The organism is Cryobacterium frigoriphilum, from assembly GCF_004403305.1.
GTDB classification, from domain to species: domain Bacteria; phylum Actinomycetota; class Actinomycetes; order Actinomycetales; family Microbacteriaceae; genus Cryobacterium; species Cryobacterium frigoriphilum.
The window spans coordinates 1-25392 of sequence record NZ_SOHE01000003.1 but is presented as its reverse complement, the minus strand read 5'-3'; the positions used below and the strand labels follow the sequence as shown (position 1 = coordinate 25392).

General features: G+C 63.0%; 26 protein-coding genes and 1 pseudogene. 24 read left to right on the top strand and 3 right to left on the bottom strand.

Annotated features, from left to right (window positions below):
* Positions 1-113: 113 nt before the first annotated feature.
* Entirely contained in the window at positions 114-551 is a 438-nt protein-coding gene (locus tag E3T55_RS00485) for a hypothetical protein (protein ID WP_134517623.1), read from the bottom strand.
* Positions 552-1121: 570 nt separating this feature from the next.
* On the opposite strand from E3T55_RS00485, the gene E3T55_RS00480 reads away from it, so the two are divergent.
* The 20 genes and pseudogenes from E3T55_RS00480 to E3T55_RS00390 all read left to right on the top strand — a co-directional run bounded on the left by E3T55_RS00480 (position 1122) and on the right by E3T55_RS00390 (position 20331).
* Entirely contained in the window at positions 1122-1472 is a 351-nt protein-coding gene (locus tag E3T55_RS00480; protein ID WP_241992759.1) for an NADH-quinone oxidoreductase subunit A, read from the top strand.
* Positions 1473-1723: 251 nt separating this feature from the next.
* Positions 1724-2653 (top strand): hypothetical protein, encoded by a 930-nt coding sequence (locus tag E3T55_RS00475; protein ID WP_134517621.1) that lies wholly within the window; start codon positions 1724-1726, stop codon positions 2651-2653.
* Positions 2646-3581, top strand: a complete 936-nt coding sequence (locus E3T55_RS00470) for a complex I subunit 1 family protein (protein WP_134517620.1) — start codon at positions 2646-2648, stop codon at positions 3579-3581. Before E3T55_RS00475 ends, E3T55_RS00470 begins: the two co-directional genes overlap by 8 nt.
* 2 nt (positions 3582-3583) lie before the next feature.
* Complete coding sequence (locus E3T55_RS00465) at positions 3584-4147, top strand: NADH-quinone oxidoreductase subunit J (RefSeq protein ID WP_134517619.1); 564 nt, start codon at positions 3584-3586, stop codon at positions 4145-4147.
* Entirely contained in the window at positions 4144-4446 is a 303-nt protein-coding gene (nuoK, locus tag E3T55_RS00460) for an NADH-quinone oxidoreductase subunit NuoK (RefSeq protein WP_134517618.1), read from the top strand. The genes E3T55_RS00465 and nuoK overlap by 4 nt, the downstream gene beginning before the upstream one ends.
* The gene (locus E3T55_RS00455; protein ID WP_134517617.1) at positions 4443-6404 is read left to right on the top strand and encodes a proton-conducting transporter transmembrane domain-containing protein; all 1962 of its coding nucleotides are present in this window, start codon (positions 4443-4445) and stop codon (positions 6402-6404) included. Before nuoK ends, E3T55_RS00455 begins: the two co-directional genes overlap by 4 nt.
* A gap of 3 nt (positions 6405-6407) precedes the next feature.
* Positions 6408-6914: pseudogene (locus E3T55_RS21050) on the top strand (proton-conducting transporter transmembrane domain-containing protein); the annotation flags it as partial.
* Between the two features lie 121 nt (positions 6915-7035).
* A complete protein-coding gene (locus E3T55_RS00450; RefSeq protein ID WP_255455366.1) occupies positions 7036-7899 on the top strand; it encodes a complex I subunit 4 family protein in 864 nt (287 codons plus the stop codon).
* Between the two features lie 18 nt (positions 7900-7917).
* Positions 7918-9351, top strand: a complete 1434-nt coding sequence (locus tag E3T55_RS00445; RefSeq protein ID WP_134517616.1) for an NADH-quinone oxidoreductase subunit N — start codon at positions 7918-7920, stop codon at positions 9349-9351.
* A gap of 141 nt (positions 9352-9492) precedes the next feature.
* Entirely contained in the window at positions 9493-9879 is a 387-nt protein-coding gene (locus E3T55_RS00440) for an ArsR/SmtB family transcription factor (RefSeq protein WP_134517615.1), read from the top strand.
* Entirely contained in the window at positions 9876-11846 is a 1971-nt protein-coding gene (locus tag E3T55_RS00435) for a heavy metal translocating P-type ATPase (RefSeq protein WP_134517614.1), read from the top strand. The genes E3T55_RS00440 and E3T55_RS00435 overlap by 4 nt, the downstream gene beginning before the upstream one ends.
* Positions 11839-13077: an MFS transporter gene (locus tag E3T55_RS00430; protein ID WP_134517613.1), complete on the top strand. Its 1239-nt coding sequence runs from the start codon at positions 11839-11841 to the stop codon at positions 13075-13077. The genes E3T55_RS00435 and E3T55_RS00430 overlap by 8 nt, the downstream gene beginning before the upstream one ends.
* Before the next feature lie 111 nt (positions 13078-13188).
* Complete coding sequence (locus E3T55_RS00425) at positions 13189-13635, top strand: hypothetical protein (RefSeq protein WP_134517612.1); 447 nt, start codon at positions 13189-13191, stop codon at positions 13633-13635.
* 253 nt (positions 13636-13888) lie between these two features.
* Positions 13889-14272: a DUF6804 family protein gene (locus tag E3T55_RS00420; RefSeq protein WP_134517611.1), complete on the top strand. Its 384-nt coding sequence runs from the start codon at positions 13889-13891 to the stop codon at positions 14270-14272.
* Positions 14269-15780 carry a multicopper oxidase family protein gene (locus E3T55_RS00415; RefSeq protein ID WP_134517610.1) on the top strand — a complete coding sequence of 504 codons (1512 nt, stop codon included), beginning with the start codon at positions 14269-14271 and terminating at the stop codon, positions 15778-15780. Before E3T55_RS00420 ends, E3T55_RS00415 begins: the two co-directional genes overlap by 4 nt.
* Positions 15781-15903: 123 nt before the next feature.
* Positions 15904-16344: a hypothetical protein gene (locus E3T55_RS00410; RefSeq protein ID WP_134517609.1), complete on the top strand. Its 441-nt coding sequence runs from the start codon at positions 15904-15906 to the stop codon at positions 16342-16344.
* Between the two features lie 145 nt (positions 16345-16489).
* The gene (locus E3T55_RS00405) at positions 16490-17989 is read left to right on the top strand and encodes a multicopper oxidase family protein (RefSeq protein WP_134517608.1); all 1500 of its coding nucleotides are present in this window, start codon (positions 16490-16492) and stop codon (positions 17987-17989) included.
* A gap of 119 nt (positions 17990-18108) precedes the next feature.
* Entirely contained in the window at positions 18109-18360 is a 252-nt protein-coding gene (locus E3T55_RS00400; RefSeq protein WP_134517607.1) for an SHOCT domain-containing protein, read from the top strand.
* Positions 18360-19862 (top strand): multicopper oxidase family protein, encoded by a 1503-nt coding sequence (locus E3T55_RS00395; protein WP_134517606.1) that lies wholly within the window; start codon positions 18360-18362, stop codon positions 19860-19862. The genes E3T55_RS00400 and E3T55_RS00395 overlap by 1 nt, the downstream gene beginning before the upstream one ends.
* Before the next feature lie 46 nt (positions 19863-19908).
* Positions 19909-20331 (top strand): DUF302 domain-containing protein, encoded by a 423-nt coding sequence (locus E3T55_RS00390; RefSeq protein ID WP_134517605.1) that lies wholly within the window; start codon positions 19909-19911, stop codon positions 20329-20331.
* Positions 20332-20851: 520 nt separating this feature from the next.
* On the opposite strand, the gene E3T55_RS00385 is transcribed toward E3T55_RS00390, so the two are convergent.
* Entirely contained in the window at positions 20852-21208 is a 357-nt protein-coding gene (locus E3T55_RS00385; RefSeq protein WP_134517604.1) for a thioredoxin family protein, read from the bottom strand.
* 125 nt (positions 21209-21333) lie between these two features.
* Between E3T55_RS00385 and E3T55_RS00380 the strand changes: the two genes are divergently transcribed.
* From E3T55_RS00380 to E3T55_RS00370, 3 genes are all read left to right on the top strand, one after another.
* A complete protein-coding gene (locus tag E3T55_RS00380; protein ID WP_134517603.1) occupies positions 21334-22710 on the top strand; it encodes an MBL fold metallo-hydrolase in 1377 nt (458 codons plus the stop codon).
* A gap of 138 nt (positions 22711-22848) precedes the next feature.
* Entirely contained in the window at positions 22849-23451 is a 603-nt protein-coding gene (locus E3T55_RS00375; RefSeq protein ID WP_338145113.1) for a rhodanese-like domain-containing protein, read from the top strand.
* Complete coding sequence (locus tag E3T55_RS00370; RefSeq protein WP_134517601.1) at positions 23448-24212, top strand: sulfite exporter TauE/SafE family protein; 765 nt, start codon at positions 23448-23450, stop codon at positions 24210-24212. Before E3T55_RS00375 ends, E3T55_RS00370 begins: the two co-directional genes overlap by 4 nt.
* Before the next feature lie 15 nt (positions 24213-24227).
* On the opposite strand, the gene E3T55_RS00365 is transcribed toward E3T55_RS00370, so the two are convergent.
* On the bottom strand, positions 24228-24518 hold the full coding sequence (locus tag E3T55_RS00365; protein ID WP_134517600.1) for a metal-sensitive transcriptional regulator: 291 nt from the start codon (positions 24516-24518) through the stop codon (positions 24228-24230).
* 128 nt (positions 24519-24646) lie between these two features.
* Here E3T55_RS00365 and E3T55_RS00360 point away from each other — a divergent pair, with 128 nt between their 5' ends.
* Positions 24647-25207 (top strand): hypothetical protein, encoded by a 561-nt coding sequence (locus tag E3T55_RS00360; RefSeq protein WP_241992757.1) that lies wholly within the window; start codon positions 24647-24649, stop codon positions 25205-25207.
* Positions 25208-25392 lie beyond the last annotated feature (185 nt).

Genomic DNA, 25392 nt, shown 5'->3' with positions numbered 1-25392 from the left:
TGAGATCCGACCCGACGAGTGAACCGACTGATCACTCGCGGGGTGCCTCGTCTTTCCGCTCATTGTCCTAGCGTGAAGTCGTCTGCAGGGTCGAATCTCTCCCGGCTAAAGCATTACTCGCTTGTCCAAGTCCCGTCGAAGACTGTGGCGTAGCTACTCTCCGCCGAGTCGGTGTCGTACTTCGCACCTTGGTATTCGAGGACGATCCAGTCGGATTGGTATCCGTTATCGCCGAGAGCGGCTGTGAACCCTTCGGCATCGTCTCGGTCCTCGAACCGGTAGACAGTGATTTGGTCCGCTCGGACGGCTTGGGAGCATCTGACCTCGTCGGAACACGCCTCGGCTGTGATGTCCTGGGGATTGGTGACGGGAAGGTCCGGTTGTCCTTCGAAGCCGTTGAACACGTTTTCCACCGTCATAGTCGATCGTGGCGCGACGAGTTCCTGAATCCCACGCAGCGGGTCGCCGCCTGTGACCCAGAGACCGGCCACAATGACGGCGGCAGCGAGCGTGATTGTCGTGGTCGTGATTGCGATTGAGCGTTTCGACATCGACTACTCTTTCTGCATGTGGCGGTCGAGCCTGGCTTGTTTGCGAACGAGATCGGATCATTCCGATGTTGGCTTCAACTTAGCGGGCTGGGTGGATATCCGGTCTCCAAGTTGCCGGAAACGCTATCGGAGCAGTCGGTGCGACTCCCAACGCAAAGTCGCCATAGCGACCCGCGACCCTGGCGCAATGAAACGCGACTTCCCCGAAGGCCCGTTGAGGGTTCGGCTAACGGGCACTCAACCCATGCTCGACACGCATCATCTATACGTTCGATTACACGGCAGAGTGATTGCGCTTTTGAGGAGGACAGAAACTGTCACACAACCAGTCATTTAGTCTCCGTATCGCAAGCGATGCAGAAACAGTCAAACGTGACGGATCCGGGGGCGTCCACGTAGGGTTGTGGAAGGTACTGAGCATCGAAGTTCCGATAGTGGGCTCAATGTTTTACCCCCTCATTTTCAGAAGGGCCACTGTCTGAAATATCCGCAGCAGCTCACTCGGACTAGGTTGGAGAACACGCCGACCTGATAAGGCCGTGAGACCGAGGAATGGCGGGAGGGAGGCGCGTGTCCACCTACATCAGCATCGCCTTTCTTCTCGCAGTCGCGCTGCTGACAGTGGGCGGCCTCTACCTGGTGGCGCGGTACACCGCCGTGGCCGCCGACCCACTTGAACGGATGCCGTTCCTCTCCGGCTGGGTGCCGGAGGAACATGCCCTGTCCCGGTACCACGCGAGGTGGTACCCACTGACCCTGCTTTTTCTCGCCTTTGACGTGGAGATGCTCTTCATGTACCCGTGGGCGCTGGTCGTCGCACAAGAGGGAATCAGCGCCGTGATAGAGATGTTCGTCTTCCTCGGTGTGCTCATGGTCGGTGTCGTCTGGGCCTGGCGAGAGGGTGCGCTGCGGTGGGTCTAAGAAGCGTGGCTCTAAGAAGCAGCCTGGCGAGACACGCCACCCGCCGAGTGCACGTGCTCGTGCTCGAAGTTCCCGGCTGGGGTGAAACCCGTATGCGCGTTGAAGCGGAGCTTGCTCGTCGAGGTTGGGTGCCCGCAACATCCCCGGCGGATGCCGACGTTCTGTTGGTCTGCGGGGCGCCGGGACAGGAGCTCGGGTCCGTGTGCGATCGCCTCTGGTCCCAGCTTCCCGGTCCACGGGCGCGAGCAGCGGTGATCAGCGCCAGCGATGTCGCCTCAACTCTGGAACGGGCCGCGGAAGAGCTCCTCGATGACGGCAGACAGCACAGCGATGCGCGCACCCGCTCGCGCCAGCCGGCGGAACCACGTGATGCGTCCGCGCACGGTAGCGTCGACGAACCGACCGAGCACAAGATGGACATGGACATGCCCATGCCGGGAGGGATTCCTCTGGCCGACGGCGCACCCGATCGCGACGGCCTCGAAATGGATGTGCTTCATGTACCTCTGGGCCCGGCGCTCCCCCACTGGCCCGCCGGCCTCGTAGTGCGCTGCGTGCTCCATGGCGATGTGATCGTCAGCGCTGAGGCGGAGGTCCTGCCCGCGGCTGCGCAACCGAGCGGTGACGGCCCGGTCGGGGGCGACAGCCGCCGGTCGGCGGACGACGAGCGACGGCTGGCGGTCATCCGTTGTTCTGATGCCGCGGTGCAGGTGCTCGCTCTGGCCGGATGGTCGTTTGCGGCAGACCGCGCACGAAGGATTCGCGACGCTGTGGCGTCGGGCATGGCACTGGTCGACGCGGCGGCCGATCTCGACCAGCTGGCGCAGAGCGTCGGCCGTTCCTGGGCTTTGCGCTGGACGCTGAAAGGCATCACGGTCGGCGACGCACGCGCCCACGCGCAGGACGGAATGGGGCCACGCGAATCCGCGACGGTGCGAGGCCGCCTCATCAGCTGGCTCGACGAGGCGCGCCGCATTGCCCGAGATGACACAGCTCCCCGAGACGACACGGCTGAAGGGGCGTACGAGCTGCAGGACGCCCTGGCGTTGCAGCGCAGCCAGCTGAGCGAGATTCCGCGACTGCTCAACGGCAGGGATGTCGCAACCGCGCGGCTCATCGTTGCCGCTCTGGCAATCGAGACGACCCCGTCACCTAGATTCCGAAGCCGCGCACATGAGTGACATCGTCGAGGTGAATCCTGCTTGGGCGCTGTTTGCTCCGGTCGTGCTCGGCTTGCTTGCCCTGGCTGGAGCCACGCTCAATGGGATCCTCGTCTCGCGCGCCGAGGGCCGGTCGTGCCGTTCAGGAGCAGCCATCCCGGTGTTCGAGATCGCCCGTCTGATGCGCCAGCGACGTCGCACGACCGTCGCGGCCGATGTTCTCCTCTGGCGCATCGGCTGCGCCGGCCTCGTGGTGATCGCGGTGCTGAAGACCGCCGTAATCCCGCTGGGTCCGTGGGTTCTGGCTGATATACCGGTCGGGGTTGTCTGGTTCAACACAATGGACGTCCTGGTGTGGGCGCTGGTGTGGCTGATCGGCTGGGGTGCCAACAGCGCCCACTCGCTGGTGGGCGGCTACCGGTTTCTCGCACAGGCCGTCTCCTATGAGTTGCCACTGATGTTCGCACTGGTCACCCCAGCCGTCGCAGCGCATAGCCTGCGGGTGAGCGATGTAGTCGCTGCGCAACAGGAGCTGTGGTTCGTTGTCTGGATGCCGATCGCCTTCGTCGTCTTCTGCCTGAGTGTCGTCGCTTTTTCCAACTGGGGACCCTTTGCGACATCCGCGAGCGGAGACATCGCGGGCGGGATCCTGTCCGAGGTATCCGGCGTGGACCGGCTGCTGATTCTCGCCGGACGCTATGCTCTGCTCACGACAGGCGCGGCTTTCGCCGTTGCCCTCTTTCTCGGCGGTGGGGCCGGACCGCTATCGCCCGGCTGGCTGTGGACGCTGGTGAAAACCCTGCTATTGCTTGCAGCGTTCGTCGCCCTGCGGCATCGCATGCCGGCGGTGCGTCCCGAACGCCTTGCCGAAGTCGCCTGGATAATCGTGCTGCCGGCCGTTCTGCTGCAGACGCTCATTGTCTCGATCGTTGTCGCGGTGAGGGGCTGAGGATGCTGTCCGTCATTGTTTTCTCCGCGCTGGCGATCATCGCGCTCGCCTCGGGAATCGCCGTCTTCCGCGTCGACTCCATGGCGCGGGCAACCTACGCCCTGGCTGTGTCCTTCGTCGCCGTCGGCGTGATGTTGCTGATGTTTGATCTCGACTACATCGGCGTCATCACGATTCTCATGATGGTGATGGAGATGGCCATCATGGCGATCTACATGATCATGTTCATGGGAATGAACCCTGCCCTCATGCCAATGAGCATGGTGCATAACAAACGATGGTCGGCGATCCTCGCCGTTGGTACCTTTATCCTGCTGGCCGGTGGCGCACTCCTCATTCCCTGGCCGGCACGCAACGGTTCGCCGGCCGCCGACCTGACCGCATCCCTCGGCGAGGCCATTATGGGATCCAAGATGCTCGTGATGCTTACCGTGAGTCCGATTCTGTTTGCCACGATCGTCGCTGCTCTCGTGCTCGCAAACCCCCGTGGCCGCTACGACCGGTGGGGCGACGATCTGAATCGAACAACGCCCGACGACCCGCAGCAGGGCGGGTTGGGGCGATGACCCTGCAGCTCGTCCTGATCGTCGCCGCGGCACTGTTTTGCGTCGGGCTCTATGGCGCGCTCTCCCAGCAAGTCGTCGTCATGGTGATGATGGGGCTGGAACTCATGCTCAACGGCGTCATCCTCGCGGTCGCCGCATTCTGGTGGTTTCTGACGCCGGTCCCGGACGGACAGGTGCTCCTGCTCGTGGTGATCGCGGCGATGACCGTGGAAATGGCGATGGGGTTCGCCGTTGCCACTCTGCTGCATCGTTCCCGGGGATCAGACATGACCGACTCTGCAACGGACCTCGCCGGATGAGCGCCGCAGCAGTAAGCGCATGGGGCGTGACGGCGCTGTGGATTCTGTTCGGTCTGCCCGCTCTTGCGGGAATCGCGCTCTGCGTCACGGGGCGGCGTGCGAACCTGGTCGCCGTTCCGGTGTCGCTTGGCACCGCTGGTCTCACCGTGGCGTCGGCGTTCGTCGTAGCCTCCGTCCGGCCGTCCGTCGAAGTCCCATTCGTGGCCGGAGCCACTTTCGGACTCGCCGTCGATGGGCTCTCGGCCCTGATCGTGCCGACGGTCGCGGTTATCACCCTCATGGTTTTGGTCTTCGCGGCCGCTGAGGGAACGGAATCGCCGGCGCGCTTCCATGGGCTGATGCTCATCTTTGCGGCGGCCGTTGCGGTGACGGCGACCGCCACTACGACTCCTGCTCTGTTGTTCGCTTGGGAGATTATGGGCGCTATATCTTACGCGCTGATTGGCTTCCGCTGGCGGGAGGACAACCGGGTCGGTGCCGGACTGACCGCGTTCATCACGACCAGGTTCGGCGACCTCGGCCTCTACCTCGCGGCCGGAGCCGCCGTGGCTGGCGGCGCCGGATTGGGACTCGCTGACCTGGCTGCGGCTCCCTCCCCCTGGCGTCACATCATCGCCGCGGGAATTCTGATGGCCGCATTCGGCAAGGCAGCCCAACTGCCCTTCAGCTTCTGGCTCTCCCGGGCGATGGAAGGCCCAAGCCCGGTCAGCGCCCTCCTGCATTCGGCGGCGATGGTGGCGATGGGCGGCTACCTCCTGCTGCGACTCGCTCCGCTGTTGGAAGCCACCGGCTGGGCTGCGACGACCACAGCGTGGGTGGGAGCCCTGACCGCTCTGCTGCTCGGCGCGGTCGCAATCGCGCAGCAAGATCTTAAACAGCTCCTAGCGGCATCCACTGCAGCCCAGCTCGGTTTCGTGGTGCTGGCTGCCGGCGTCGGCTCAGTGGCGGGCGGGACGGCCCACCTGATCGCCCACGCTTCAACGAAAGCGCTCTTGTTTCTCGCGGTGGGCGCCTGGCTCGCGGCGCTCGGCACCAAGCAACTGCCAGCGCTCCAGGGCGCCGCTCGCCGCTGGCCGCTGATCGGAGTGACGTTCGCCGTCGGCACCCTGTCCCTAGCCGGAATAGCCCCTCTGGCTCTGTGGGCGACGAAGGATCAGCTCCTGGCCGGTGCCTTGGAAACCAGTACGGTCCTGTATGTCGTGGGCTTGGCAGCCGCCGCACTCGCCGCGGCATATGCTGGCAAGGCTCTCATCATCGTCTGGCGCCACCCGCTAACGAATGCCGAGGATGAGTACGACACCGAGCAGCGCGGCACGCGGCACATCGGCGTCTGGGAACGGGTGCCGCTTATCGTCCTGGCGGCGGGCGCGGCGCTCTTGGGGGTGCTCGCCCTGCCGCCGGTCGGCGGCTGGGTGCGGGGTGTGCTCGGAGCAGAATCAGATCCGCGGCCAGGCGCCCTCGAACTGGTCGGCTCGGCCATGCTGGCACTCCTCGTGCTCGGTTTGGTGGCCTGGAAGCGGATGCCTCGGCCTGTGTGGGCCGCGAACTGGTTGGGGCTCGAGCGGATGACCCGGGTCGTGGTCGTTGACCCGGTGCTTCTTGTGAGCCAACGTCTCGCCCGTTTCGATGACGCAGTGCTTGATCGCGGAATCCACACTGCGGCGCGTACAGCGGTGCGCGGGGCCAGTCGACTCGGCTGGTTCGATGACCACGGGCTGGATGCGGCAGTGACTGCGGCGGCACGCGGCGGTATCGTCACCGGTTCCGCTGCGGCCCGGGCAGACACTGACGGTGTGGATGCGGCAGTCGAGGCTATCGCCGATACCGCGCGCCGTTTCGGCGTGATCGCCCGGCGTCCCCAAACGGGCCAACTGCATCAGTATTACGCACAAATCACCGTCGCTCTTACTGTCGCCGTCATCCTCCTTCTCGTTCTCCTCCTTCCCGTTATGAGGTAATCCATGCTCAGTCTTATCGTCTTCCTGCCGGTACTGGCCGCGGTGATCCTCGTTATCGTGCCCCGGGTTCCGGACCAGGTAGCGCGGTGGGCCTGGCTGGGGATCGCTCTTATCGATCTCGCGCTGCTGGTGGGAATGTGGATCGGCTTTGACAGCCCGAAACCGGGCGACCTCGCGTACGAGGAACAGTTGCAGTGGATGCCGAGTGTTGGCAGTAGTTACCACCTCGGAGTGGACGGCCTGTCCCTTCCGTTGCTCACTCTCACCGCCGTGATCTTCGCCGCCTGCGCGGTCTATGCCCTCAGGGAGAACGACCGGCCCAGGCCGCAGGCCGCTCTCTTCCTCTTTCTTCAGTCGGCCTGCCTCGGCGTGTTCGCCGCGCAGGACCTGATCCTGTTCTTCGTCTTCTTCGACCTGTCACTGGTCGGCATGTACTTCGTCATCGCCGGCTGGGGCCATGGCAACGCCGCGCGCTCAGCCCTGAAGTTCTTCCTATACACGTTCCTCGGGTCCCTGGCCCTGCTGCTCGGTTTCATCGGCTTGTATCTTGGCGCCGACCCGCACACCTTCGATATGGTCGAGCTCGCCCAGTCTCCCCCCCTTTCAGAACAACCCCGTTGCAGGGGGTTTCGTGCTCGCTGCCATTCTCATCGGTCTCGCGATCAAGACACCTACGTTTCCCTTCCATACCTGGCTACCCCCGGCTCACACCGATGCCCCCGCCATCGGCTCTGCCGTGCTGGCCGGTGTGCTACTGAAAATGGGCACCTACGGTTTCGTGCGCATCGCGATGCCCCTACTTCCCGACGCGTGGCGATCCTGGGCCTGGGTCATCATCGTCGTTGGTATCGTGTCGGTGCTCTATGGTGCGCTCGTTGCCCTGGCCCAGACCGACGTTAAACGGATGATTGCCTACACATCGGTCAACCACATGGGCTACATCGTTCTAGCCGTCGGCGCTGCTGGCGTCGTCAGCGACAGCTCCGCCCAGGCGCAACAGCTCGCCGTCACCGGTGCTGTCGTGCAGATGGTCAGCCATGGCCTGATCACCAGCGCACTTTTCCTCCTCGCCGGCGTGCTGTACGAACGACGAAAGAGCTACGACCTCAATGCATTCGGCGGGCTCGCGGCACCGGCACCCCGGTACGCGGCATTCTTCGCCGTCGCCGCCTTCGCGTCCCTCGGATTGCCAGGCTTCAGCGGATTCATCGCCGAATTCCAGATTTTCGCTGGCAGCATCGGAACCGTGCCGCTGAGCCTGCTCGCACTCCCCGGCATCCTCATCACCGCAGCGCTGTTTCTCCTCGCGTCGCAGCGTCTACTCACGGGCAAAACGCGCGGGTTATCCACCGGCTTTAGCGACCTGAACACAACCGAGACACTCTCCATCGGCTCGCTGCTTGTTCTCTCGGTAGTCATCGGGGTGTTCCCGCGGTTCCTCCTCGATGTCATCGAGCCCGCGGCATCCGTCGTCGTCAACCTGGTCGGCCGGTAGCTGCCCGTGAACGAAGCGGTGGACACGCTCTCCCTCCTGCCGGAAGTGTTCGTGCTCGGCGGGGCGATCATCGCGCTCCTCGCCGGGTCATTCCTCCCTCGGAAGCATCAGTTCACGACCCGGTGGATCGCCATTCTGGCGCTGATGGCGAGTGCCCTCGCCGCCGCGGTCGGAATGGCGCAGCCGTCGACGACGATTTTTGAGGCGAGCTTCGCCGTGGACGTCGGCTCCGGTTTCGGCCGAATCATCATTGCCCTAGCAACGATCTTCGTCATCGTGCTCGGAATCGAGGAGCTCAGTGGTACGCGTCGGGAAAGCGAGAGCTACGCCCTGCTACTTCTCGCCGCCCTCGGCGCCATGCTCCTGTCCGGCGCAAGCGACCTCCTCATCCTCGTAACCGGGTACCTCCTCACCTCGATCCCGTTATATGCCCTAATCGGAATGAGTCGTTCCCCTCGTGCCGCCGAAGCCGCAATGAAAACGTATCTGCTCGGCGCGCTGCTCGGAATCATGATGATGCTGGGCGTCACCGTGCTGTTCGGAGTCGGCGGAGGCACCTCGTATCGCCAGTTGGAACCCGCTCTGGTCAATGCCCCGGCTGCCGCCGTGGCCGTCGGAGTCGTCGGGGTGCTCAGCGGCCTGATGTTCAAGGCTGGCGGTGTGCCGGGCCACTTCTGGATTCCGGACGCGACGCAGGCGTCCGGCACGGCTGTCGCAGCCTTCCTCACCACCGTTCCCAAGGTCGGCGCTCTCATTGCGGCCTACCGGCTGCTCGACATCATCCCGGCAAGCATCGACTGGCCACTGTTGGTCGGGCTTCTTGCAGCTGCCAGCATGACGCTCGGAAACCTGGCCGCCTTCTGGCAAGACGACGTTCGCCGACTGCTCGGTTGGTCAACCGTGAGCCAGGTCGGCTACCTCATGCTGCCAGTCGCGGTCGCCGGGCGCAGCGACCTCGCCTTGCCATCGCTGCTGCTCTATCTCGCTGGTTACGCCGCCACCAACCTCACCGCCTTCGCGGTGGTCGCGGCACTTCCCACTCGTCGCACCCTCACCGACTATCGCGGGGCGGCCAGGACCCACCCCTGGCTTGCCGGCGCCCTCATCGTGAGCCTGCTCGGCCTCGTCGGAACACCCCCGACCATCGTATTCATCGGCAAACTCACCACGCTCGCCGCCGCCTGGGACGGAGGCCTCGTCTGGCTCGTGGTCATCGCCGTGATCAATAGCGTGGCGAGCCTGTTCTATTACCTGCGCTGGTTGGCACCGATGTTCTCCCGCGCTGTTGCAATTCCGCTCTCCCCGTCGGCTGCGTCACCGGCCGCTGCCGCAGCACGTGTGCGACGCCGCTGGGCAGCTGGCTCCGCCGTCACGGGAGCAGCATCCGTACTTATTCTCGGCATCGTCGCTGGCGGCATCCTCTCAATTGCCGGCTCTCCCCTTGCCCACTGAATGCGACAGTGTCTGCATGTCACGCGAGATCCAGGCCCCCTGCGAGGCTTGACGAGGCCGCCGCGCATTGAATCTGGATTCAGAAACTGTCCCGGTGCATAGTTTCAAAAAGACAGGATGCGTGTCTGCTACTATTTGCGTATGGATGCAGATAAGCAGATATGTGGTCGTCTTCCCGAAAGTGACTTCGTAGAACTGGCCGTAGAGATCTTCTCTATGCTGGCGGATGCCACCCGGGTACGTCTGATTGTCGCGCTTCGAGACGCGGGAGAGCTGTCGGTGAATCATCTTGCCGATATCGTCGACAAGACTCCCGCGTCGGTGTCGCAGCACCTGGCGAAAATGCGCCTGGCACGCATCGTCTCGACGCGTCAAGAGGGCACGCGCATCTTTTATCGCCTCGAAAACGAGCATGCCGCGCAGCTGGTGCGCGACGCGATCTTCCAGGCCGAGCACAGCCTTGGCGGCACGCCTCGCCATCACCACGCTGACCTTGCATCGACCAGCGCGGAGGCTGCCAGCGCATGACGAACACGCTAGTCGACGCGCCAATTCGCACGGGTGGCCGCGTCCTCGCGAAGCCACCATCGATCTTCCGCGCGGGCGGTCGCCTGCCCGAGGTTCGCTGGGCTGGCCTTGCGCTGCTCCTGTTCCTCATCGCCTGGCCCCTGCAACTCGCTGGCGCACCCGCGCCCGTATGGTGGACGATCTATCTCGCGTGCTACCTCGCTGGTGGGTGGGAGCCGGCGTGGGCCGGAATCTCAGCCCTGCACGCCAAGGTCCTCGACGTGGATCTGTTGATGATCGTCGCCGCGATCGCCGCAGCATCCATCGGCCAGGTTTTCGACGGCGCTCTCCTCATCGTCATCTTCGCCACGAGCGGAGCGATCGAAGCCCTCGTCACCCAGAGGACCGCCGACTCAGTCAGCAGTCTGCTCTCCCTGGCGCCCGAACAAGCCAGCCGCCTCACCCGATCGGCGACCGGTGACGACCTCGTCATCGTCGACACGGCAGACCTCCGTGTTGGGGACCTCATCCTCGTCCGTCCCGGCGAGCGGATCGGAGGCGACGGCATCGTCATCGAGGGCATCAGCGAGGTCGACCAGGCCGCCATGACGGGAGAGTCCGTTCCCGTGCGCCGCGAGCCCGGTCACAACGTGCTCTCCGGCACTGTCAACGGCACTGGCGCGCTGACCGTGCAGATCACGAGCCCGGCAAGCGAGTCGGTCATTGCCCGCATGGTGTCCCTCGTCGCCGAAGCATCCGAGACGAAATCGACCCGTGCGCTTTTCGTAGAGAAGGTCGAGCAGCGCTACTCGCTCGGCGTGGTCATCGCGACCCTCGTCGTGTTTGCGCTGCCGCTGCTGTTCGGCGAGGATTTTCGCGGCGCCCTCCTGCGCGCGATTACTTTTATGATCGTTGCGTCCCCGTGCGCGGTCGTCCTGTCAACGATGCCTCCGCTGCTGGCTGCGATCGCCAACGCCGCTCGCCACGGCATCCTCGTCAAGTCCGCCACCGTAATGGAGGCGATAGGGCGTACTCAGCTGGTGGCCTTCGACAAGACCGGAACCCTCACCGAAGGTGCTCCTATCCTCGTCGAGGTCACCCCCGCCACTGAGCGCAGCGCGCAGGCGGTCTTAAATCTCGCCGCTGCGGTCGAGCACCACAGCGAGCATCCCCTCGGTCGCGCAGTCGTGCGCGCTGCCGAAACAACGGTGACCCCGGCGAGTGATTTTCGGGCCATTCCCGGACAAGGTGTCCAAGGCAGTGTCGACGGACAAGTCGTGCGTGTCGTGCAAGCGCGTGGCGAACGCGCCGGCACGATCGGTACGGTCGTCGAAGTACTGGTCGACGGCCAACTCGCCGGAACCCTGACCTTGGAGGACGCGCTCCGCCCGGACGCCGCAATAGCGGTCGCTCGAACGGCAGCCATAACCCAACACCCGGTTCACCTACTCACCGGCGATAACCAGCGCACCGCGGCCGATATCGCGGCTCGCACTGGCATTACCGAAGTGCGCTCCCGCCTGCTCCCCGAAGACAAAGCGGCCATGGTGCGGAGGCTCGAGGGCGGTGGTATCCCGGTGCTGATCGTCGGTGACGGCGTAAACGACGCCCCCGCCCTCGCGTCGGCCAGCGTAGGCATCGCGATGGGACGCCACGGCTCTGACCTCGCGCTCGAGACCGCCGACGCCGTAATCATTCGTGACGAACTCGCTGCGATCCCGAGCGTCATCGAACTCTCGCGGAAAGCGCACCGGTTTGTCGTGGCCAACCTCGTCATCGCGGGGACTTTCATAGCCGTACTCGTCACCTGGGACCTCATCTCGACGCTGCCCCTCCCCCTAGCCGTGGCCGGCCACGAAGGTTCCACCGTGATCGTGGCCCTCAACGGTCTGCGACTGCTTCGCACAAATGCCTGGCACCAAGCTCCGACTCCAAGCCGCCCGCTGGAACAGATGGTCACTGCCCCGGAGGACACCCCTCATGCTTGAGGTCCTGCGCAACCGAACCTATCGCCGACTGTTCAGCGCGCAGATCGTGGCGCTCATCGGCACCGGACTGCTCACCGTGGCCCTGGGCCTGCTCGCGTTCGACCTGGCCGGCGGCGACGCCGGCATCGTGCTCGGCATCGCGCTGACCATCAAGATGCTCGCCTATGTCGGCATCGCCCCGGTGATCTCCGCGCTCACCGCCCACGTCCCGCGAAAGACCCTGCTCGTTTCAGCGGATGTGCTCCGCGCGATCGTCGCACTTTCGCTACCATTCGTCACCGAGGCCTGGCAGATTTATGTACTCATCTTCGTGCTTCAGGCTGCCTCGGCAACCTTCACCCCGGCATTTCAAGCTCTGATTCCGGAGGTTCTGCCGGAGGAAAGTGAGTACACCCGGGCCTTGTCGCTCTCCCGACTGGCATATGACCTCGAGTCGCTGCTGAGCCCGATTCTGGCCGCCGCGCTGTTGACCGTGATCAGCTACCATTCCCTATTCGTGGGAACCGTGGTCGGATTCGTCGGCTCCGCCCTGCTCGTGCTCTCGGCCACATTGCCGGCCCACCGAGCATCCGTTCCGGCGCCCTTTTGGGAGCGCCTCACCCGTGGCGTCCGCGTCTTTGGGCACACGCCGGAACTGCGGGCCCTGCTCGCGATGAATATGGTCGTCGCCGCCTCGACCGGCATGGTCATCGTGAACACCGTCGTGCTCGTGCAGAGCCACTTTGGTCGCGCCCAGTCCGACTTTGCGATCGCCCTAGCGTGTTACGGATTCGGGTCGATGCTGGTCGCACTGGCGTTACCACGGGTACTCGACCGCTTCACCGACCGCCGCGTCATGCTGCTCGGCTGCGCCGTTCTACCTATCGGACTCATCGCCCTGGCCCTCGTTGTTCTCGCTCCAGCGACAGCCGTGACTTGGTCTGGTCTGCTCGTGATCTGGTTCGTACTTGGCGCCGCCACCGCGCTGATCCTCACCCCATCGGCCCGCTTGCTGCGCCGTTCCTCCGACGAGACCACTCGGCCCGCGGTCTTTGCCGCACAGTTCTCGCTGTCTCACGCCTGCTTCATCGTGACCTATCCCCTAGCCGGAGTACTCGGCGCCCTGCTCGGCCTCGCCCCAACAGCCCTTCTGCTGGCCGCGCTGGGAACGGCAGCAGCGGTCACTGCCGCCCGCGTCTGGACCCCATCAGCACCCATTCGCGACACCGAATCACCGGCCGTGACAGCCTGACGCGACGGTCGACCAACATGGGTATTCAAGTTGCCAAACTCACGGTGAGGTACTCTGCGACTAGTGCAACCAATCAATCGACTGTGAGCTAATGACGAGAATGGAGGTGGCATGACGCTGAATCGCAGTGCGCGCACGATCGTCCCCGCCGTTCCTTTCTCCTTCTTCATAACGCTCCTCGCGTTGGCGGCGCTAGTGGCCGGCCTATTCGCCGTTCATTCAGCGGCCACCGGTCATGATCTTCCGACGCCGCTGCTGTCATTAGCATGGTCGGTGTCAGCCGGTGACCTCGCAGTGGGCACGATCGGTCTCGTCGAGGCCGCTCCGGAGTCCGTTCTGGTATCGTCGAGCGCCCACTATGGGACAAGCGATGGCACGTGGCTCGCCCTAACCTGCGTTCTTCTCCTTGGTCTTGTTGCATTGGTATTCTGGACCGCGATATCGACGCTAACTCGGCAACTCTTCCCCGCCGCAGTCGTAACTCGCATTACCGCGCACGCCATCGCTTCGCCGGTTCCCAGCCCCAGCCTCACTCTGCTTTCAGTCAGTCGCGTCTAGACCCGAATTTGCGCCCGCGCCATGAGATGGCTCCTGCGTTGGCGGTGACCCGTCCACTCGGTTTCTAATCAGGTGCACGCGTGGATTCTCAACTCTTCATGAGCGCTCGAGCAGTCACCCTGGGCTAAATTCCTGCCACCTTGTTCGATTCGACGGGTCGCATCGCCGCAATCTCACCGCGTCACCATCACGTGATTTCAAGGGTGATCACTGTTCGATTTTTCCATTCTCCCTTCTCGATAGGCTGAAAAATATGAGCACCAAGAGCAATAAAAGAACCAAAAGCACCAAGAAACGTGCCTTTGGCACCCCAGCCGCACCAACTTTCGTGCGCTCTGGGCTTGCGCCGGGCTTGTTGGGAGCGTTGGTGCTCTTGGCCGGGTTCGTGCTCATCGATGGGGAAGGCTTCACCATCATCCGATACGCCGTCAGTATTCTCGCGCTCATCCTCTGCGTCTTTGTTATTCAGGCCAAAACATGGTGGTTGCTGGTGCTTCTGGTACCCATTGCGGTGCTCTGGAACCCGGTCGTGGTGATACCGCTCGAAGGCAGGGGCTGGCTCGCAGCCCAGTTCATCGCAGCCCTGACTTTCGTCGTCGTGGGCATTCGCAACAAGGTCCCGGTTCGTCGCGAATGACCCGTGTGCCAGCCATTACCAATTTGTTCTCACCGGCCACACTATCCAGGCGAACGGTGGTCGGAGCCGGGCTCTCCGCGGCGGCGCTTCTTGCTCTTGCCGCGTGCAGCCCGCAGCCACAATTGCTTTCGCCGCAGTCCGCTGCCGTTCGGGCTGCGGAGAAACGTAGGCTCTCGTCGGGGAATTCAGTCAAGGTCGAGCTTCGAGCCAGCGAGACCACCGTCGATCTGGCCGGCACCCTCGCCACGACCTGGAGTTACGGCGCACTTCCGGCCGCAACGATTCGTGCCACCCAGGGTGATCTGATCACGGCCCGCGTCGTTAACGAGCTGCCCGAAGCGACGACGGTGCACTGGCACGGCATCGCACTACGAAACGACATGGACGGTGCACCCCATCTCACCCAAGATCCGATCCCTCCACAGTCCGAGTTCAACTATCAATTTTTGGCGCCCAATGCCGGCACGTACTGGTTTCACCCGCACGTTGGAACCCAGCGCGACCGGGGCCTCTTGGGCGCATTAATCATCGAAGACCCGCACGAACCGTTGGTCTATGACGACGAATGGGTCGTCGTTCTCGATGACTGGATCGATGGGGTGAACGCCACGCCTCCCGAAATACTTGCCGAGCTCTTCCAAGGCATGCGCGGCGCATCGAACAGCCAGAGCAACATAATGCAGAATGCGAGATCCTCTCTGCTCCGCGGGCACGCCGGTGATGTGAAGTATCCGCATTACCTCGTCAACGGTCGGCCTGCCGCCGATCCGGAGACTTTCCGTTCGCGTTCGGGGGCGCGCATTCGCATCCGGTTGATAAATGCTGGCGGTGACACCGCCTTTCGCGTTGCCCTCGGGTCACACCGGATGACCGTCACTCACACCGATGGATACCCGGTCGAGCACGTTGACGTCGACAGCATCCTGCTCGGAATGGGCGAACGCTACGACGTGCTCGTCACGCTCGGCGACGGTGCCTTTCCCTTCGTCGCCGAGGCAGAGGGAAAAAGGGCCCGTGGGTTTGCAGTTGTTCGAACCGCGTCGTTGGCCATGGCACCCTCCTCAAACGTCACGGTGTCCGAACTCACCGGACAGGTCGGAACAGCCGATCAGCTCGTCGCCGACGCGGAGTTCGCGCTGCCCATCAAAGATATCGACCGACAACTGACCGTGCGTCTCACGGGCGGCATGGCAAGCTACGACTGGGCGCTCGACAAACGCCCATTCGATATGGACAAGCCACTCGACAACGCTCGAATCATCCGTGCCGGTGAACGCGTCGGGATCGATTTCGTGAACACAACAACAATGTGGCACCCGATGCATTTACACGGACACACCTATCAGCATCTGGGCGGCGGTCCCTGCAAGGACACCTCCATTGTGGTTCCCGGGCAAACACTCTCCGTCATTTTCGACGCGAACAACCCGGGACAGTGGATGCTGCACTGCCACAACGTGTATCACTCCGAATCAGGAATGATGACGACGGTCGCCTACGAAAAATAGTGCATGATCCACCATTCATCGGTCCCGCTGAACCTACATTCAGGATTCCCAGCTGGCCATGCGATACCGTGAGAGTTGACGTGGGCAGTCCACTCTTGGGCTGAGAACAAAGCAGAAGGTAACATGACGCTGGTTCGCGCGGTACGACGGATAGTCGCACCCGCCTCTCTGTCGCCTTTCGTTTCGCTGCTGGCTCTTGCCGCCCTGCTTTTTGCTGTTTTCGCGTTCCATTCCGAGGCCACTGGGCATGCCATGCAAGCGGTTCCCGGTGCGTCGGCAGCGGCCAGCCAACAGGCAAACGTTATGGGCGTGGCGGCTGTCGCCGCCACATCTGTTGTTGATGCGATCGCCTCCGGCAGCCGTGATGGAACGCTCGATTGCGCGCTGTTCGTGATGACGTGCATGCTGCTGCTCACCCTCGTCATCATACTTTTCGTGAGTCGGCTTCCGGCTATGCGTCGGCGTCTGCTCGATACCGGTGGCGTCACTCTGGGATCATGGCGCAGCGTTGGCTTACCGATTCACCGTCCCAGCCTCACCCTTCTGTCGATCAGTCGCGTTTAGACCGTGATGGAGTTCCGAGCCAGTACCTGGCAGTGGAACTTTGCCGCGCCATCGGCCGCATTGCCGCTCCGCCGTAATGCCGTCCTGTCGCTCATCTGAGCTGGTCAAGACTTCGGCGTCCCGATTATCGATTGAAGGAAACATAATGAACTCATCTCTTACGCGTCGCACATTTCTCGGCGCTTCCCTGGCCACAGCGGCCACAGCAGCACTGGCATCCTGCTCACCATCACCGGCGGCGAAGACGGTCGATCGCATCCTGCCAACGGATCGGCTGGTTTCACAGTACGAAGATTCTCGCTCCTCGAACGGAACAACGGTCACGCAGAAGCTCAGCGCCGGGGTATTCGACACGACCGTCGCTGGCATCGCATTGAGCACCTGGGGATACAACGGAGCGGTCAACGGGCCCGTTATCCGCGCGAAAACGGGGGATACGCTCAACGCCCAGGTCGCCAATGCGCTCGCGGAATCGACGAGTGTGCACTGGCACGGTTTGGCTTTGCGCAATGACGCCGATGGGGTGCCGGTTGTTACCCAACCGGCGATCAAACCGGGCGCCAACTTTGACTATACGTTTCGACTTAACCACCCCGGCACCTATTGGTATCACTCGCACGTGGATATGCAACGCGAACGTGGTCTCTCGGGCGCGCTCATCATCGAGGACCCGCGAGAGCCTCTGCTGTATGACCAGGAATGGGTCATCATGCTCGACGACTGGCTCGACGGCATCACCGGCACCCCCGAAGACGCTCTCGACGAACTATCCATGGGTATGGACATGTCCGGAATGGATATGCCCATGACCCACATGCTCATGGGCGCCAGCAGCACGTACCTGGGTGGCGACGCCGGGGATGTACGCATTCCAGCCCACCTCTTCAATGGAAAGGCCACGCAGGATGCGGAGGTATTCCAGAGCCGACCGGGCAACCGCATACGTTTGCGGATCATTAACGCGGCCGGAGACACCGCCTACCGGGTGGGTGTGCCGGGGCAGAAGATAACCCTGACGCACACGGACGGGTTCCCCGTGCAACACGAGGATGTCGACGCGGTCGTGCTCGGCATGGGCGAACGCATCGATGCGATCCTCACCGTTCAGGACGGATATACGCCGCTTCTGGCCATCCCCGAGGGGAAGGACGGCCGCGCCTACGGCCTCATCAGCACCGGTAGCGGCACCGCCCCCGACGCTGCCACACTTCCGTCAACCCTGGACGGCACAGTCACCGACGGAGGGCGTCTCACCGCAGACGAATCCGTTCTCCTCACCGCCACGAAACCCGACCGCATCCACACCATGCGTCTAACCGGCAGCATGGGAAAGTATGACTGGGGCATCAATGGGCGACGCTTCGACATGAAGAAACCGTTCGCGGGCGCCTTTGATATCAGTCTGGATGAACGCGTCCAGGTCAAGATGGTAAATGACACCAGCATGTGGCACCCCATGCACTTGCACGGACATAGCTTCCAACTGAGCAACAACGGCGCACGCAAAGACACCGTAATCGTTCGCCCGAAAGAAACCGTCACGTTTGAATTTGACGCCGACAACCCCGGACAGTGGATCGCCCACTGCCACAACGCTTACCACGCTGAACGCGGCATGATCGGACTGTTCTCCTACGTGCGTTAGCGTGGCGACCCCAGCACCGGTCGTCAATTCGATCTGAATGTGTTCGACTGGCATCCAGCTAGAACAGATACCCCTAGAGGTATACTGGAGTGGTTACGAATAACGAGAGGAATCACATCATGATGTGGGACAACGGAACGATGGGGTGGTCCTGGGGATTCGGCCTGCTAGCTATCGCAGGTGTCGCCGTGCTCATTTATGTCATTGTTCGTTTACTGTCGAACAAATCCGGAAGCGATGACACGCGACCCGCTCCGAGGCAAGCTGATTCCGCCAGTGCCCGGCAGATTCTTGAAGAGCGTTTCGCTCGAGGGGAGCTCACGGCGGAGCAGTTGCGTGATCAGCTGCGGGTGCTCGAGGAGGGCCGGTAGTGCCCGATCTTAGCCGTCGTAGCGCCCTGATCCTCGGCGGGGCAGGGATTGCGGCCACGGCTGTCGGCGGAACGGGTTTCTTCGTCAATCAACGGAACTCCTCGACGACGTCACCGGCTATACCGTCCGGGAGCGACCTCGTCGAGCCCCCGGAGCTACGAAGCGTCAGCGGCACTCTCACCGTTGATCTCGAGTCTTCCCCCCAACAGGTGACCATTGCTGGTCGTGATGTGCGTGCGCTGAGTTACAACGGTGGCGTGCCCGGCCCCACACTGCGCGTTCGAGCGGGAGACACCCTCAGCGTCAGCCTTCACAATGGGCTGGCAGATCCGAGCAACCTGCACGTGCACGGCCTCCACGTTTCGCCTGAGAACAACGGCGACAACATGTTCGTCACCGTCGCAGCCGGCGACTCCTTTGATTACCAGTACGAATTGCCCGCCAATCACCCGCCGGGCGTGTACTGGTATCACCCGCACCACCATGGTTTCGTGGCCGATCAGGTATTCGGCGGGCTTTACGGCGCCATTATTGTCGAAGACCCCGACCCCATCCCGGCCAGCCGGGAACGTGTCCTTGTCATTTCCGACATCACCCTCGATTCCGCGGGAACAATTCCGGCGGCCACAGCGATGGAGAAAATGTCCGGACGCGAGGGGGACCTCGTCCTGGTCAACGGTCAACTCACCCCCAGCATGACTGCCCGCCCTGGTGAGCGGGAACGATGGCGCATCGTAAATGCCTGCGTGTCCCGCTACCTGCGGCTGCGCCTCGACGGGCAGCAGCTGTCCCTCCTCGGAATCGACTCCGGACGGTTCGAAGCCGCGCACGACGTCGACGAGGTCGTGCTGGCCCCGGGGAACCGGGCCGATCTTCTCGTCACCGGCACGGCCGGCACCTCCGTACTGCGTGCGCACACCTATGACCGAGGTATGTCCGGCGGAATGATGATTGGAGGCGGAAGCTCCACTGCCGCCGACGACGTCGCACTGGCCTCCTTTATCGTGACCGGCGACGATGTCGCGACAGTCGCCGCCATACCCGGCCAGCCCATTCCACGTGACCTTCGCACGGCTACCGTAACCGCTCGACGCGAGTTGATCTTCGCGATGGGAATGGGCGGAGACACGGGCAGCGGCATGGGTGGAAACATGGGCGGCGGAATGGGTGGAGGCATGATGTCAGCCACGATCAACGGCCAGGTATTCGACGCCACCCGGATCGACACGACCGTGCAATTCGACAGCGTGGAGGACTGGATGCTGACAAATACCAGCCCGCTCGATCACCCCATGCACCTGCACGTGTGGCCGATGCAGATCATTGAACAGTCAGGCCAGCCCGTCAAAACCATCATGTGGCAGGACGTCGTGAACATCCCGGCACGCAGCACCGTGCGCGTGCGCGTCGCGTTTGACGACTTCAGCGGACGTACCGTGTACCACTGCCACATCCTCGACCACGAAGACAGCGGAATGATGGGCGTCATCACCGCAAACTGACAGTAGCCGCAACCATCAATTCAGGAAAATGAATCAGGAGAAACCAATGAACTACGCACACACCATCACCGTTTCGCTGCCCTACGAAGAAGCAGCCGCCAGAGTGCGCGAAGAACTAGCCAACCAGGGCTTCGGCGTTCTTACCGAAATCGACGTCCACGCGACCTTCGAAACGAAACTCGGCGTGGAAAGCGCACAGGCACTGGGCGACTACCTGATCCTGGGCGCCTGCAACCCCGCCCTCGCCGAACAGGCACTCACCGCGGAGCCTGACATGGGCTTGCTGCTTCCGTGTAACGTCGTGATCCGACGAAGCCCGTCAGCGACTACCACCACGGTGCAAGCTATCAACCCACAAACCATGGTCCAGCTCAGCAATTCCCCGGGGATACAGAACGTTGCTGATCAAGCCGATGAACGCCTTCTCGCCGCGCTAGCCGCTCTCCAAGGAGAAAGCAGAAGCAACTAATACGCGCTCTGGCCCGCGAGAGCACGGTGAGGGCTGTGTCGCTGATTCTGTGTCAAGCAGCGCGCGGCGGCGCTCTTTCTGACATGGGGTTGCGCACATACCCGACCGCGGAACGAGGATGTCCTCGCCCCCGGCCGTGTCAGCCGTTAGCCGCGCCGGTGGTCCGGTTGGCGGTCTCGCCAGCGTTGTCGAGCGTCGAGAGCAGGAGTGGGTACCGCCGTTAGCGTCCGAGTAGCCGGGACCAGAATGATCCGGTCGATTTTTCTTTCACGTGCCCGGCGCATTGCTGGCTGCGTGGCACGCCGCGCATTACCTGATCAACGTGCTGACCGCAGCCCGCCCACGTTGTTTTTTGACACACTTTGCAGGTGACGGAACGACACATAATGGATCTCCATTCAATAAGGTGAACTGCTAAAAGAATTATACCCCGGGGCGTATTCTACTGACGCGGGGGCAGGGACGTGCGCAAGTGATCCTGCTGTGAAGCGGTCATGCGGTTTCTCACAGAGCGCGAGGTTTATCGGGCGGCGATGCTGGCGCGCACGTCGTCCATGTTGAGGTTCTCGACGCCGGCAATGAGCTCTTCCAGGCTGGACGCGTTGAGGGCGCCTGGCTGGGAAAAGACGAGTACGGAGTCCCGAAACGCCATCAGCGTGGGGATGGAGCGGATGCCCGCGGCTGCGGCCAGTCCCTGTTCGGCTTCGGTGTCGACTTTTCCGAAAGTGATTGCGGGGTGTTTTTCAGACGCGGCGGTGAATGTCGGGGCGAAACTGCGGCACGGGCCGCACCACTCGGCCCAAAAATCGACCAGCACGATGGGACTCTGGGCAATGGTCGCGTCAAAGGTGGTCTCGGTGAGATCGGTAGTAGCCATACGCACAGACTATACCCTTAGGGGTATCTTGCATACCGTATGGGGTATGTGTGAGACTGGGGCACATACCCACTACACGCCCCAACTCGTGTCGGCGTGGTGGGCCCCGACCTTTGGAGGCCACGATGATTTTGACCCAGTACTACCTCAACTGCCTGTCCCATGGCTCTTACCTCGTCGGTGATCCGACGAGCGGTCAAGCCGTCGTCGTGGACCCCCGCCGCGACATTGACGAATACGTCGCCGATGCGCAGGAGAACAACCTGACCATCATCGGCGTGATCAACACGCATTTCCACGCTGACTTCGTCGCCGGTCACCTCGAGCTGGCCGCAGCCACTGGCGCCTGGATCGGTTACGGCGCCCGCGCCGAGACCGAGTATGAGATCCGTCACCTGGCCAATGGCGAGAAGATCTCGCTCGGAGAGGTGGAGCTAGAAATTCTCGACACCCCCGGGCACACCTGGGAGTCCATCAGCATCGTCGTTCGTGAACACGCCAGCGATGCCGTGCCCCATGCCGTCCTCACCGGCGATACCCTCTTCATCGGTGACGTGGGCCGTCCCGACCTGGCAGCATCCGTCGGCGCCGATCCCGACCAACTGGCCCGCGCCCTGTACGCGTCGATCCACACGACGCTTCTCGCCTTGCCCGATGCGGTGCGTGTTCTCCCCGCCCACGGCGCTGGTTCCGCCTGCGGCAAGAACCTCTCCGACGAGCTCGAATCCACCATGGGCAACCAGCGCCTCACGAACGCGTCGGTGCAGCCGATGAGTGAAGACGACTTCGTGACGATGGTCCGCAGCGGTCAGCCCGCTATCCCCGGCTATTTCGCCGTCGACGCGATGATCAACCGCAGCGATCACGCCATCATCGGTTCCACCCGTGAACTGGCACCGCTGAATCTGACGGATGTTCGCGCATCCGTTGAGCGCGGGGCCCGCATTCTCGAAACCCGCAGCCCCGAAGACTTCGCCCTCGGGCACCTGGCCGGGTCTATTAACGTGGGGCTGGACGGACGCTTCTCCGAGACGGCCGGAATGGTCATCGAGCACGACGACGCCATCGTGATCATCGCCGATTCCGGCCGTGAAGCGGAGGCCGGAATGCGACTGGCCCGCATCGGCTTCGACCGGGTCGCCGGATATCTGACAAACCCGGCGCAGGCGTTCAGCGACCTCGGCCCGTTGGTGCAGGTCGGTGCGCGGGTCGAGCTTGACGACTTTGAGGCTCTGCGCCGGGACACCGCCGCGACGATCCTCGACGTACGCAACCCCGGCGAGGTCGAGCAGGGCGCGATCCCGGGCTCGCTGCGCATTCCCCTGGCCGAGCTGAGCCAGCGCCACGCCGAAGTGCCCGCCGGACCCGTGCTCATCCACTGTGCCAGCGGCTGGCGTTCAAGCGTCGCCGCGAGTGCACTGCGGAACCTTGGCCATTCGGACGTCACCGACCTCATCGGCGGCTACAACGCATGGGCCGCCCAATACGCGGTGAAAGCCTGATAGAAAAGACGCCGCCGCCGAACACTTAACCAACGCTGGCGTCACGGCAGACACGATCGTAAGAGGCCTGCCCCAGTGGCAGGCCTCCGGGCTGCCCGGCATTGCTCCGCTCCCGCACCAAACTGAAACGGATCCACTATCTCTGACACCACGCACACCGTCAACCCCTCCCCGTCACCAATTGGGGCAGATGAATTCCATCAATGGGTTCTCCATCATGACGACCTGATGATCATCGACGTGAGGGATGGCTCGGAGTTTGAAACCCGGCATATCCGGGGTTCGTATCACGTTCCGCTGCACCTGCTCAAAGAGCACACTGAAGAGTTTGCGGCGCAGATGGCCCCCCGGGTTGTGCTGGTGTGCCAGTCGGGTCGACGCGCGGAAGAAGCGCGAAAGAATCTTGACGCAGCCGGCCTGAGCGGTGCTCGGGTGTTGACCGGTGGTGTGGCGGGATATGCCGCCGCCGGCGGCGATATCACCAGCGGTCGCTCCACGTGGGCCATGGATCGACAGGTACGTATGACGGCCGGATCCCTGGTGTTGGCGAGCGTGCTGGCGGGAAGGTTCATCCATCCCCAGTTCCGTCTTCTTGCCGGCGTTATCGGCGCCGGCCTCACGGTGTCGGCCGCCACCAACAGTTGCACGCTGGGCCGAATTCTGTCGTGGATGCCCTGGAACCGCCCGGTTTCCGAGCCCACGAAGAGTGACGTTCTCGCGCAGTTGGAGCCGCACGCATGATCCTGGCTGCGCTGCTTCTGGGAGTGATCGTGGGTGCGCTGCTCGGCCTGGTCGGCGGGGGCGGGTCAATCCTGGCCGTTCCGGCCTTGGTCTACGGTGTCGGGTTACCCCTCGAGGAGGCGATACCAACCTCGCTGATCGTTGTGGGAGCGGCGTCGGCGGTTGCTGTGCTTCCGCGGCTGCGCACCGGCGTGAACTGGCGTCTGGCCGGCATTATCGGCGCCGCCGGCATTCCTACCGCCTACCTCGGCACCCTCGTAAACCGACTGGTTGACCCTCAGCTTCTGCTCGGCGCTTTTAGCGTGATCATGGTCATCGCCGGTGTGCGAATGTTCTTTGCCACCCCCGCCGCAAGCGGCCCTTGCGCGCTGCCTGGCGGCGGAACCCGGTGGCGCAGTTGTCTGCCCCGTGCGCTGGCCACGGGCACCGTGGTCGGGTTCTTGACTGGGCTGCTCGGCGTCGGCGGCGGGTTTCTGATCGTTCCGGCACTGGCCCTCGTGCTCGGACTTCCCATGGGCGTCACGATCGGCACGTCCCTCGTGATCATCGTCATCAATTCGGTCGCCGGCTTCAGCGCCCACCTGAGCGACGTGCAGATCGACTGGGCCGTCACCGGCGCCTTCGCGGGCACCGCTATGCTGGCATCCCTCATCGCGGGCAGACTCAGCCGACGACTCCCCGACCGCGTTCTCAAAACAAGCTTCGCGATCCTTGTGCTCTGCATCGCCGTGTACGTCGCGATTCGCGCCGTCGCCGGCTAGCTCTCGCGAGCGAGGTCAGGCGAGGGACAGGAAAAGCTTTTCAAGCTCATTGACACTGAGCTGCTTTTTTTCCCCATCCGCGCCGCTATCAATGAGGCACTCCTTCATCGCCGACGAGATGATCGTGAACCCAGCGCGGTCAATGGCACTTGAGACAGCAGCCAGCTGGGTAACCACGGCACGACAATCAGCGCCGGACTCAACGGCTGTGATGACGGCACCAAGCTGCCCCTGCGCGCGCTTGAGCCGATTAAGAGTCTTGCGCAGATCGTCGCTGGCGTGGGTCGCGGGTTCAGTAATTCCCATGAGGGTGTGCTCCTATTGGTGGGTGGATGCGCGGCTGGTTTTGTCTAAGATCACGATACCCCTTAGGGTATAAGTATACTCAAAATGGCAGCAGCGTTTCACAATGAAAAGTAAATGAGGCTATTCACATGCGTGACCAGCGCACCGGCACAGACGAATCATCACGGCGTGTTCCTTGGCGCGGCAAGCTGGCCGGGCTCGGCGCGGACCTGCGTCACTGGCCCTCACGTCGCTGGTGGGTTGCCGTGGCCACAGCGCTTTTTACGGTGGTCTTCATTGCTATCCCGACAGACTTGATCGACACGCCATTGTTTTCGAGAGAGATCCCGCCAACCGGGTGGTCGTGGCCGGTGCTCATCCTCAGCGCGGTTCTAGCGGGTCTGGTCACTGCCACCTACGTGGCACACCCGGCCGGCGCTACGTCCAGTCGGGCAGCGGGCCGTGCCGGCATGGCCGGCTGGCTGGTGACGTTCTTCGCGGTTGGGTGCCCCGTCTGCAACAAATTGGTTCTTCTCGCTCTGGGAACAACCGGGGCAATGCAATTCTTCGAGCCGGTCCAGCCGTATCTGGCCGCCGCGTCCATTGTTTTGCTGATCTGGGCTCTCTATGCGCGCATGACTCGAGAATATTCGTGTCGGCTGCCTGCGCGGGCCGATGCTGCGGCCGAAGTTCCCGACCTTGTTCACTGACCTTCGAACCTGGACCCCGCGCCGCTGGCTGATCGCAACTGCCGTCGCCGCAGCCGTCTTAATCGTTCTCTCCATCGGCTACGCACCTAGGGCGTGTCTCCTAATGCCTTCGACCAAATAGTTATGGCTCTGAGGACAGCTCCGCCGCGGTAGGTCAGTGCGAGCTTGTCGTAGCGGGTGGCGAT

What these genes read in the sequence shown, in the direction of transcription:
- E3T55_RS00415 (WP_134517610.1), top strand. Translation starts at nt 14,269, where the DNA reads ATGACCCGTGTGCCAGCCATTACCAATTTGTTCTCACCGGCCACACTA.
- E3T55_RS00470 (WP_134517620.1), top strand. Translation starts at nt 2,646, where the DNA reads ATGAGTGACATCGTCGAGGTGAATCCTGCTTGGGCGCTGTTTGCTCCG.
- E3T55_RS00465 (WP_134517619.1), top strand. Translation starts at nt 3,584, where the DNA reads ATGCTGTCCGTCATTGTTTTCTCCGCGCTGGCGATCATCGCGCTCGCC.
- nuoK (WP_134517618.1), top strand. Translation starts at nt 4,144, where the DNA reads ATGACCCTGCAGCTCGTCCTGATCGTCGCCGCGGCACTGTTTTGCGTC.
- E3T55_RS00410 (WP_134517609.1), top strand. Translation starts at nt 15,904, where the DNA reads ATGACGCTGGTTCGCGCGGTACGACGGATAGTCGCACCCGCCTCTCTG.
- E3T55_RS00430 (WP_134517613.1), top strand. Translation starts at nt 11,839, where the DNA reads ATGCTTGAGGTCCTGCGCAACCGAACCTATCGCCGACTGTTCAGCGCG.
- E3T55_RS00485 (WP_134517623.1), bottom strand. Translation starts at nt 551, where the DNA reads ATGTCGAAACGCTCAATCGCAATCACGACCACGACAATCACGCTCGCT.
- E3T55_RS00390 (WP_134517605.1), top strand. Translation starts at nt 19,909, where the DNA reads ATGAACTACGCACACACCATCACCGTTTCGCTGCCCTACGAAGAAGCA.
- E3T55_RS00425 (WP_134517612.1), top strand. Translation starts at nt 13,189, where the DNA reads ATGACGCTGAATCGCAGTGCGCGCACGATCGTCCCCGCCGTTCCTTTC.
- E3T55_RS00385 (WP_134517604.1), bottom strand. Translation starts at nt 21,208, where the DNA reads ATGGCTACTACCGATCTCACCGAGACCACCTTTGACGCGACCATTGCC.
- E3T55_RS00400 (WP_134517607.1), top strand. Translation starts at nt 18,109, where the DNA reads ATGATGTGGGACAACGGAACGATGGGGTGGTCCTGGGGATTCGGCCTG.
- E3T55_RS00360 (WP_241992757.1), top strand. Translation starts at nt 24,647, where the DNA reads ATGCGTGACCAGCGCACCGGCACAGACGAATCATCACGGCGTGTTCCT.
- E3T55_RS00455 (WP_134517617.1), top strand. Translation starts at nt 4,443, where the DNA reads ATGAGCGCCGCAGCAGTAAGCGCATGGGGCGTGACGGCGCTGTGGATT.
- E3T55_RS00435 (WP_134517614.1), top strand. Translation starts at nt 9,876, where the DNA reads ATGACGAACACGCTAGTCGACGCGCCAATTCGCACGGGTGGCCGCGTC.
- E3T55_RS00440 (WP_134517615.1), top strand. Translation starts at nt 9,493, where the DNA reads ATGGATGCAGATAAGCAGATATGTGGTCGTCTTCCCGAAAGTGACTTC.
- E3T55_RS00380 (WP_134517603.1), top strand. Translation starts at nt 21,334, where the DNA reads ATGATTTTGACCCAGTACTACCTCAACTGCCTGTCCCATGGCTCTTAC.
- E3T55_RS00405 (WP_134517608.1), top strand. Translation starts at nt 16,490, where the DNA reads ATGAACTCATCTCTTACGCGTCGCACATTTCTCGGCGCTTCCCTGGCC.
- E3T55_RS00365 (WP_134517600.1), bottom strand. Translation starts at nt 24,518, where the DNA reads ATGGGAATTACTGAACCCGCGACCCACGCCAGCGACGATCTGCGCAAG.
- E3T55_RS00370 (WP_134517601.1), top strand. Translation starts at nt 23,448, where the DNA reads ATGATCCTGGCTGCGCTGCTTCTGGGAGTGATCGTGGGTGCGCTGCTC.
- E3T55_RS00420 (WP_134517611.1), top strand. Translation starts at nt 13,889, where the DNA reads ATGAGCACCAAGAGCAATAAAAGAACCAAAAGCACCAAGAAACGTGCC.